Origin of the sequence: Acidovorax sp. A79 (assembly GCF_041154505.1) — a bacterium.
Taxonomy (GTDB): domain Bacteria; phylum Pseudomonadota; class Gammaproteobacteria; order Burkholderiales; family Burkholderiaceae_C; genus Acidovorax.
In genome coordinates this window covers 2,237,656-2,247,500 of record NZ_AP028672.1, presented here as the reverse complement: position 1 = coordinate 2,247,500, position 9,845 = coordinate 2,237,656, and the positions used below count along the sequence as shown (strand labels likewise).

The window sequence follows — 9,845 nt, the reverse complement described above, 5'->3', positions numbered from 1 at the left end:
GTTCGAGCCCAACTAGACCCACCAAATTCCAATACACGGATACGGTATGAGGACACTGGGGGATTAGCTCAGCTGGGAGAGCACCTGCTTTGCAAGCAGGGGGTCGTCGGTTCGATCCCGTCATCCTCCACCAACACTGCGGTAGTAGGTAGTAAGAAGATTACTCAACACCAAAGCGGCTTTGACTGGAAACGGTTAAGGCTTCTTTGTTGTTGATCAATATCGATTGATCAATCGGCTGTTCTTTAAAAATTCATAGAGTCGAATCAGAGTTGCTAGCGGAAACTGCACATTCGTAAAGGTTTAGTGCAGACCGTGCCGCTAGCAACAAGAATTTTTGATTGCGTCAAAACGAATATTCAAACCTAGTTTGAAATTCTTAAGTAATACGATGACAACTCGAAAGGGTTGAAGTTGTTTACGGCATAACGCGTCAGGTGAAAGACCTGGCAAGTCCTTGAAAGATTAGACGGCGGTGTTTCGCAAGAAACGTCAAAGTTATAGGGTCAAGTGACTAAGAGCATGTGGTGGATGCCTTGGCGATTACAGGCGACGAAAGACGTGATAGCCTGCGATAAGCTTCGGGGAGCTGGCAAATAAGCTTTGATCCGGAGATTTCTGAATGGGGAAACCCACCTCGCAAGAGGTATCGCATGATGAATACATAGTCATGCGAGGCGAACCGGGTGAACTGAAACATCTCAGTAGCTCGAGGAAAAGACATCAACCGAGATTCCGAAAGTAGTGGCGAGCGAAATCGGAAGAGCCTTCTATTGATAGCACGACTGTTAGCAAAACGGAATGGAAAGTCCGGCCATAGCAGGTGATAGCCCTGTATGCGAAAACAGACGTGTGGTACTAAGGTAGAGAAAAGTAGGGCGGGACACGAGAAATCCTGTCTGAATATGGGGGGACCATCCTCCAAGGCTAAATACTCGTAATCGACCGATAGTGAACCAGTACCGTGAGGGAAAGGCGAAAAGAACCCCGGGAGGGGAGTGAAATAGATCCTGAAACCGCATGCTTACAAAAAGTAGGAGCCCGCAAGGGTGACTGCGTACCTTTTGTATAATGGGTCAGCGACTTACATTCAGTGGCAAGGTTAACCGAATAGGGAAGCCGTAGAGAAATCGAGTCCGAATAGGGCGAATCAGTCGCTGGGTGTAGACCCGAAACCAAGTGATCTATCCATGGCCAGGATGAAGGTGCCGTAACAGGTACTGGAGGTCCGAACCGACTAGTGTTGCAAAACTAGCGGATGAGCTGTGGATAGGGGTGAAAGGCTAAACAAACTTGGAAATAGCTGGTTCTCTCCGAAAACTATTTAGGTAGTGCCTCAAGTATTACCGTCGGGGGTAGAGCACTGTTTAGGCTAGGGGGTCATGGCGACTTACCAAACCTATGCAAACTCCGAATACCGACGAGTACAGCTTGGGAGACAGAGCACCGGGTGCTAACGTCCGGACTCAAGAGGGAAACAACCCAGACCGCCAGCTAAGGTCCCTAAAATTGGCTAAGTGGGAAACGAAGTGGGAAGGCTAAAACAGTCAGGATGTTGGCTTAGAAGCAGCCATCATTTAAAGAAAGCGTAATAGCTCACTGATCGAGTCGTCCTGCGCGGAAGATGTAACGGGGCTAAGCCAGTTACCGAAGCTGCGGATTTGCAATTTATTGCAAGTGGTAGGAGAGCGTTCTGTAGGCCTGTGAAGGTGTCTGGTAACGGATGCTGGAGGTATCAGAAGTGCGAATGCTGACATGAGTAGCGTTAAAGGGGGTGAAAAGCCCCCTCGCCGTAAGCGCAAGGTTTTCTACGCAACGTTCATCGGCGTAGAGTGAGTCGGCCCCTAAGGCGAGGCAGAGATGCGTAGCTGATGGGAAACAGGTCAATATTCCTGTACCGATCAATAGTGCGATGTGGGGACGGAGAAGGTTAGCTCAGCCAACTGTTGGATATGTTGGTTCAAGCCTGTAGTCGTGCCTGGTAGGCAAATCCGCCGGGCTTAGATGAGGGGTGATAACGAGTCTGCTTGCAGACGAAGTGAGTGATACCCTGCTTCCAGGAAAAGCCACTAAGCTTCAGCTATTGACGACCGTACCGCAAACCGACACTGGTGCGCGAGATGAGTATTCTAAGGCGCTTGAGAGAACTCAGGAGAAGGAACTCGGCAAATTGATACCGTAACTTCGGGAGAAGGTATGCCCCAAGTAGGTGAACCTGTACAAGGCGAGCCCAACGGGGTTGCAAAAAATCGGTGGCTGCGACTGTTTAATAAAAACACAGCACTCTGCAAACACGAAAGTGGACGTATAGGGTGTGACGCCTGCCCGGTGCTGGAAGATTAAATGATGGGGTGCAAGCTCTTGATTGAAGTCCCAGTAAACGGCGGCCGTAACTATAACGGTCCTAAGGTAGCGAAATTCCTTGTCGGGTAAGTTCCGACCTGCACGAATGGCGTAACGATGGCCACACTGTCTCCTCCTGAGACTCAGCGAAGTTGAAATGTTTGTGATGATGCAATCTCCCCGCGGAAAGACGGAAAGACCCCATGAACCTTTACTGTAGCTTTGTATTGGACTTTGAACAGATCTGTGTAGGATAGGTGGGAGGCTTTGAAGTGAGGTCGCTAGATCTCATGGAGCCAACGTTGAAATACCACCCTGGTGTGTTTGAGGTTCTAACCTAGGTCCATTATCTGGATCGGGGACAGTGCATGGTAGGCAGTTTGACTGGGGCGGTCTCCTCCCAAAGCGTAACGGAGGAGTTCGAAGGTACGCTAGTTACGGTCGGACATCGTGACGATAGTGCAATGGCATAAGCGTGCTTAACTGCGAGACTGACAAGTCGAGCAGATGCGAAAGCAGGACATAGTGATCCGGTGGTTCTGTATGGAAGGGCCATCGCTCAACGGATAAAAGGTACTCTGGGGATAACAGGCTGATACCGCCCAAGAGTTCATATCGACGGCGGTGTTTGGCACCTCGATGTCGGCTCATCTCATCCTGGGGCTGTAGCCGGTCCCAAGGGTATGGCTGTTCGCCATTTAAAGAGGTACGTGAGCTGGGTTTAAAACGTCGTGAGACAGTTTGGTCCCTATCTTCCGTGGGCGCTGCAGATTTGAGGAAGCCTGCTCCTAGTACGAGAGGACCGGAGTGGACACACCTCTGGTGTATCGGTTGTCACGCCAGTGGCATTGCCGAGTAGCTAAGTGTGGAAGAGATAACCGCTGAAAGCATCTAAGCGGGAAACTCGTTTCAAGATGAGATCTGCCGGGGCCTTGAGCCCCCTAAAGAGTCGTTCAAGACCAGGACGTTGATAGGTCAGGTGTGGAAGCGCAGTAATGCGTTAAGCTAACTGATACTAATTGCTCGTGCGGCTTGACCCTATAACTTTGATAGCCAACACACGCAAGTGTGCAAAGCTCAAAGATTGTTATGCCAAGTTGACGCAGTCAAAAGACACAAAATCTGATTCCATACTCTATGAATTCGCCAGGCTGTTCCACGAACAGCCCAGCACCAAGTTATGCCTGATGACCATAGCAAGTTGGTACCACTCCTTCCCATCCCGAACAGGACAGTGAAACGACTTTGCGCCGATGATAGTGCGGGTTCCCGTGTGAAAGTAGGTCATCGTCAGGCTCTTACAGCCCAGAAAACCCCAGTCAGCAATGACTGGGGTTTTTTGCTTTGGGGAACGGCAAAAAGCAAGCATCCATTCAGCTGGGTTCTCTGCTGGTCTGGACCTTGGTGAGCTCTATGAGCGTCTGGATGGGATGGACTCACCCTGGTCTTGTGCTCCCGCTTCGGGAAAAATCCCGCCACGCGTCTTCTTCATCACTCTGCGGCACCTGCTTATACGCGGGTAGCGCCTTTCCACCACTGCGCCACCCACACGCATGGCGAAGGCGCCTGAGCACCAATTCACCGGCGGCTCACGCAAGTTCAATGCTTGCGTGGGGGGCAAACCTGTGAACGCCAGCGGCGTCGAGAACCCGATGCAGTTGGCGGTCAAACCACAGCAGGTGCAGATGGGCCAGCGCCTCGCCCATCGCAAAGGTCATCTGGTGGGCATCCAGCTTTCGCTTGAACATGATGGGCAGCACATCCGCCGCTGACAAAGGGCCCGATTTCGCAGCCTCCAGGATTTCTGCCAGCCGATCCCGGTGATGGTTCTGCAGTTGCTGGATGCGTTCATGCAATCCCTGGAAGGGTTTGCCATGAGACGGCAGGACAAGCGTGTCAGCCGGCAATGCGAGGTACCGGAGCAGGGAGGCCAAAAAAAGCCGCAGAGGGTCCGATTCGGGTTCTGCCGCGTGGACGCTGACGTTGGTGGAAATGCGCGGCAACACCATGTCGCCACTGATCAGGGAGGACAATTCTGCGCAATACAGGGCAATGTGCTCAGGCGCATGCCCGTACCCGCTGATGCACTGCCAATCGCGGCCACCGATTTCGATGACATCACCTTCCATAAGCCTGCGGAAGGTCGGAGGCAGGGCGGGCACCAGGGTCGGGAAGTACGACACGCGTCCCCGGACATGCTGGAGAAATTCCACATCCTGCATGCCATGCAGGGCATAGAAGTCGGCGCTGGCCTCGCCACCGAATCCATTGCGGTCGTATACCGCGGTTCTCGCCACGTTGTAGTCGGTGGCGCTGATCCAAAGGCGTACTTTCCATCGGTCGCACAGCCAATGCGCCAGCCCGATGTGGTCCGGATGCATGTGGGTCACGATCACGCGCAAAATCGGCAACCCTTCCAGGCTGCTCGCAAAAACCTGCTCCCACTGTGCACGCGTGGTCGCACTGTCGATGCAGCAGTCCACCACCGTCCAGCCGCTGACCATGGTGCCGTCGGCGTCGGGTTGCCGGTCGCGCAGCAACCACAGGTTGATGTGGTCCAGCGCGAATGGCAGGCCCATGCGGATCCACTTGACGCCAGGTGCGACTTCCATGGTGCCCCCCTGCGGAGGGAGTGCATCGCCAAGCGGGTAGTGGATCTGGTGTTCGAGTGGGTTCATGGCGGTCGTGGTATGGGTTAGCATTGACGTTAACGTAAACGTCATGCATCCGATGCATTGTAGGGAGCTGCGGCCGCGGGGCTGTCTCCTGTGCGAAACCGACCTTGCTGCACGCAGTTCCCACCATGGCCAACACCTACACCATCAGCGATCTCGCCAAAGAGTTTGATCTCACCACGCGGGCGATCCGCTTTTATGAAGACATGGGCCTGCTGCAACCGGAACGCACGGGACCAGCGGGCCGAAACCGCGTCTACAGTGCCCGTGACAGGACCCGATTGCGCCTCACGCTCCGCGCCAAGCGACTGGGGCTGTCGCTGACGGAGGCCAAGGAGATCATCGACCTGTACGACAGTCCCCGCGACACGGGCGTGCAGCTGCGCAAGTTTCTGGATGTGCTTGTCGTCCATCGCAAGCAGCTCGAGGAACAGATGGCTGACCTGCAGGCCAATCTGGAGGAGGTCCAGGAGCATGAAAACGAGGCGCGGGCACTCTTGCTGAAGGTCGAAAAGCAAAAATGATTCATAATTGACGTTTACGTAAACGTAAATGCTGATCAGGAGATTGCCTTGAGCACGCCCCCCCTTGAGCCCCGGTGCGCTGACTACGCGGAGCGCGTGCGCGCCAGCTTCGCCCTTCAGGGCGCCATGCAGACGTTGGGCGCGCGCCTGGCCCGCGTGGCGGCGGGGGCGGTCGACATCGAGCTCGAATGGGCTCCGGCACTTACCCAGCAGCATGGCTTCCTGCATGCCGGCATGGTGGCCACCGCCCTGGATTCGGCCTGTGGCTATGCGGGTTTCACCCTGATGGGCCCCGACGCCGCCGTGCTCACCATCGAATTCAAGATCAACCTGCTGGCCCCCGCCAAGGGCCAGCGTTTTCGCATGGAGGGGCGGGTGCTGAAGCCCGGCCGCACCATCACCGTGTGCGAGGGCCGTGCCTTCGCCATAGAAAACTCCCAGGAAAAGCTGGTGGCCACCATGGGGTGCACCCTCATGGCCGTCACCGGGCGCGACAACATCCAAGGCTGAACAAGCCACCTTCCACAATCTGTTTTGAGGAGACATTCACCATGAGCATTCCCGCCAACCTGCCTGGCCTCAACTTCCAATTGGGCGAGGATATCGATGCCCTGCGCGATGCCGTGCGCGACTTTGCGCAGGCCGAGATCGCGCCGCGCGCGGCCGAGATCGACCGCAGCGACCAGTTCGCCATGGACCTGTGGCGCAAGATGGGCGACCTGGGCGTGCTCGGCATCACGGTGCCCGAGCAATATGGCGGCGCCGCCATGGGCTACCTCGCCCACATGGTGGCCATGGAGGAAATCTCCCGCGCCAGCGCCTCCGTGGGCCTGTCTTACGGCGCGCACAGCAACCTGTGCGTGAACCAGATCAACCGCAACGGCAGCGAGGCACAGAAGGCCAAGTACCTGCCCAAGCTCATCAGTGGCGAGCATGTGGGTGCGCTGGCCATGAGCGAGCCGGGCGCGGGCTCCGATGTGATCAGCATGAAGCTCAAGGCCGAGGACAAGGGCGGCTACTACCTGCTCAACGGCAACAAGATGTGGATCACCAATGGTCCGGATGCCGACACCCTCGTGGTGTACGCCAAGACCGAACCCGAAATGGGCGCGCGTGGGGTCACGGCCTTCCTGATCGAAAAAGGCATGCCTGGATTCAGCATTGCGCAAAAGCTCGACAAGCTGGGCATGCGTGGCAGCCACACGGGCGAGCTGGTTTTCAACAATGTCGAAGTGCCCGCCGCCAATGTGCTCGGTGGCCTGAACCAGGGCGCCAAGGTGCTGATGAGCGGCCTGGACTATGAACGTGCGGTGCTGACCGGCGGCCCGCTGGGCATCATGCAGTCCGTGATGGACAACGTGATCCCGTACATTCACGACCGCAAGCAGTTCGGCCAGAGCATTGGCGAGTTCCAGCTCATTCAGGGCAAGGTGGCCGACATGTACACCGTGCTGCAGGCGGGGCGCTCGTTTGCCTACACTGTGGCCAAGAACCTCGACATGCTCGGCACCGACCACGTGCGCCAGGTGCGCAAGGACTGCGCCAGCGTGATCCTGTGGTGCGCGGAAAAGGCGACCTGGATGGCCGGCGAAGGCGTGCAGATCTACGGTGGCAATGGCTACATCAACGAATACCCGCTGGGCCGCCTGTGGCGCGATGCCAAGCTGTATGAGATCGGTGCGGGCACCAGCGAGATCCGCCGCATGTTGATTGGCCGCGAGCTGTTCGCCGAAACCTGCTGAGCTTCATTTCCTTTCTACTGATTCCTCAAGGACAACATGCCCTCCTCGATCGACGACCTGTTTGTTCACAACCGCGCCTGGGCGGCCCAGATGGAGCGCGAGCGGCCCGGGTTCTTCACCAGCCTGCTGGCCCAGCAAAAGCCCAAGTACATGTGGATCGGCTGCTCCGACAGCCGCGTGCCCGCCAACCAGATCACGGGCCTGGAGCCGGGCGAAGTGTTCGTGCACCGCAACGTGGCCAATGTGGTGGTGCCCACCGACTTGAACTGCCTTTCCACCATCCAGTACGCGGTGGACCAGTTGCACATCGAGCACCTCATGGTGGTGGGACACTATGGTTGTGGTGGCGTGCTGGCGGCCCTGGAAGGCACGCGCGTGGGCCTGGCCGACAACTGGATCCGCCATGTGCAGGACGTGCGTGACCGCCACCGCGACCTGATTGCCGCCACCGCCCCGGAGTGGCGCCACGACGTGCTGTGCGAACTCAACGCCATCGAGCAGGTGGTCAACATCGCCCAGACCACGGTGATGCTCGATGCGTGGGGACGGGGCCAGAAGGTCACGCTGCACGGCTGGTGCTATGGGCTCAAGGACGGTCTCATCAACAACCTGCACATGTCCGTGGGCAGCACCGAAGGCCTGGACTCGCTGTACAAGGCGGCGATCGCTGGTGTGGCTGCCGTCAAAAGGCAATAGCCCGCCTCTGGCCTGACCGCATTGCGATGCCTGCGCTGAAAGACTGCCATGTTCCCGCAACGGCTTGATGCTCCCCAGGCCTACGGCATTGCCAAGGCCATGATGGACGGTTTCAACCGGCACTACCGGCTGTTCCGCACCGAGTCGGCGCGTGCCAAGCACCGCTTCGAAACCGGCGACTGGCACGGCCAGCAGCGGGCGCAGCGCGAACGCATCGAGTTCTATGACCTGCGCGTGAAAGAATGCGTGCGCCGGCTGGAGAAGGAATTCAGCGCGGGCGCGCAGCCCATGGACGTGTGGCACCAGATCAAGCTGCATTACATCGGCCTCTTGGTCAACCACCACCAGCCCGAACTGGCCGAGACCTTCTTCAACTCGGTCACGACCAAGATCCTGCACCGCACGCATTTCCACAACGACTTCATCTTCGTGCGGCCCGCGGTCAGCACCGAATACATCGAGAACGAAGAGCCCGCAGCGCGCCCCACCTACCGCGCGTACTACCCCTCCCGCGACAACCTGCACGAGACGTTCCAGACCATCATCGAGAACTTCCAGTTGCAGCGTGAGTTTGCGGACTTGGCGCGAGACAGTGCCTGCGTGGTGGCCGCCGTGCGCGGCCGCCTCGACAAGGTGCGGCTGCGCGCCAACTTCCAGATCCAGGTGCTCACCAGCCTGTTCTTTCGCAACAAGGGCGCCTATGTGGTGGGCAAGATCATCAACGGCTTCAACGAAGTGCCGTTTGCGCTGCCCATCCTGCACGACGATGCTGGCAGGCTGTTCATCGACGCCGCGCTGTTCGGCGAAGACGATATGCAGATGCTGTTCAGCTTCGCCCGCGCCTACTTCATGGTGGACATGGAGGTGCCCAGCGCCTACGTGCAGTTCCTGCGCAGCCTCATGCCCCGCAAGCCGCGCGCCGAGATCTACAACGCGCTGGGCCTGGCCAAGCAGGGCAAGACCCTGTTCTACCGCGACTTCCTGTACCACCTGAAGCATTCCAGCGATCAGTTTCGCATCGCCCCCGGCATCAAGGGCATGGTGATGCTGGTGTTCGACCTGCCGAGCTTTCCGTTCGTGTTCAAACTCATCAAGGACTATTTCCCGCACCAGAAGGAAACCACGCGCGAGCAGATCAAGGCCAAGTACCTGCTGGTCAAGCAGCACGACCGCGTGGGCCGCATGGCCGACACGCTGGAGTACAGCGAGGTGGCCTTTCCCCGCGACCGGTTTGACGATGCACTGATTGCCGAGATCGAGAAGTTCGCCCCCAGCCAGCTGGAGATCAGCGACCGCGATGGCGACGGCCAGACCGAAGTCATCATCAAGCACCTGTACATCGAGCGGCGCATGATCCCGCTCAACATCTACCTGCAGGAAGCCTTCGACACCGGGCTCTCCGACCCGCGTGCGCGCCAGCAGATGGAGCACAGCGTCATCGAATACGGCAACGCCATCAAGGACCTCGTGGCCGCCAACATCTTCCCCGGCGACATGCTCTGGAAGAACTTCGGCGTCACGCGCAATGGCAAGGTCGTGTTCTACGACTACGACGAGATCGAATACCTCACCGACTGCAACTTCCGCCGCGTGCCCACGCCGCGCAACGAAGAGGAAGAGATGAGCGGCGAGGTCTGGTACAGCGTGGGCCCGCGCGATGTGTTCCCCGAAACCTTCGGCCCTTTCCTGCTCGGCAACGATGCCGTGCGCCAGGTGTTCATGTCGCACCACGCCGACCTGCTCGACGCCGCGTTCTGGCAGTCGCACAAGGAGCGCATCCAGGCGGGCCACATGTTCGACGTTTTTCCCTACGACACGGACCGGCGCTTCGCGCAGGGCGCGCCGGCCCGGTAGTCCATTTCATT

At 57.8% G+C, this 9,845-nt stretch carries 6 protein-coding genes, 2 tRNA genes and 2 rRNA genes (1 of these 10 running past the window's edge); 9 read left to right on the top strand and 1 reads right to left on the bottom strand.

The genetic code is table 11. From position 1 onward, the window contains the following. The 4 genes from ACAM51_RS10225 to rrf form a co-directional block, all read left to right on the top strand. A tRNA-Ile gene (locus tag ACAM51_RS10225) sits at window positions 1-24 on the top strand; it begins 53 nt to the left of the window's first position. Between the two features lie 33 nt (window positions 25-57). Further along, window positions 58-133, top strand: a tRNA-Ala gene (locus ACAM51_RS10220). 371 nt (window positions 134-504) lie between these two features. Then, window positions 505-3,383, top strand: a 23S ribosomal RNA gene (locus tag ACAM51_RS10215). Between the two features lie 143 nt (window positions 3,384-3,526). Next, window positions 3,527-3,639 (top strand): 5S ribosomal RNA (rrf, locus tag ACAM51_RS10210). Window positions 3,640-3,932: 293 nt separating this feature from the next. On the opposite strand, the gene ACAM51_RS10205 is transcribed toward rrf, so the two are convergent. Then, window positions 3,933-5,021: an MBL fold metallo-hydrolase gene (locus ACAM51_RS10205; RefSeq protein ID WP_369643489.1), complete on the bottom strand. Its 1,089-nt coding sequence runs from the start codon at window positions 5,019-5,021 to the stop codon at window positions 3,933-3,935. Window positions 5,022-5,146: 125 nt separating this feature from the next. Between ACAM51_RS10205 and ACAM51_RS10200 the strand changes: the two genes are divergently transcribed. From ACAM51_RS10200 to aceK, 5 genes are read left to right on the top strand one after another with little or no spacing between them, the layout of a single operon-like run. Next, the gene (locus ACAM51_RS10200) at window positions 5,147-5,542 is read left to right on the top strand and encodes a MerR family DNA-binding transcriptional regulator (protein ID WP_218296297.1); all 396 of its coding nucleotides are present in this window, start codon (window positions 5,147-5,149) and stop codon (window positions 5,540-5,542) included. A gap of 48 nt (window positions 5,543-5,590) precedes the next feature. Continuing rightward, window positions 5,591-6,052, top strand: a complete 462-nt coding sequence (locus tag ACAM51_RS10195) for a PaaI family thioesterase (RefSeq protein ID WP_218296296.1) — start codon at window positions 5,591-5,593, stop codon at window positions 6,050-6,052. 41 nt (window positions 6,053-6,093) lie between these two features. After that, a complete protein-coding gene (locus tag ACAM51_RS10190) occupies window positions 6,094-7,284 on the top strand; it encodes an isovaleryl-CoA dehydrogenase (protein ID WP_369643488.1) in 1,191 nt (396 codons plus the stop codon). Window positions 7,285-7,320: 36 nt separating this feature from the next. Further along, window positions 7,321-7,980: a carbonate dehydratase gene (gene can / locus ACAM51_RS10185; RefSeq protein ID WP_010466789.1), complete on the top strand. Its 660-nt coding sequence runs from the start codon at window positions 7,321-7,323 to the stop codon at window positions 7,978-7,980. Window positions 7,981-8,028: 48 nt separating this feature from the next. Further along, on the top strand, window positions 8,029-9,834 hold the full coding sequence (gene aceK, locus ACAM51_RS10180; RefSeq protein ID WP_369643487.1) for a bifunctional isocitrate dehydrogenase kinase/phosphatase: 1,806 nt from the start codon (window positions 8,029-8,031) through the stop codon (window positions 9,832-9,834). The last annotated feature ends 11 nt before the right edge of the window (window positions 9,835-9,845 follow it).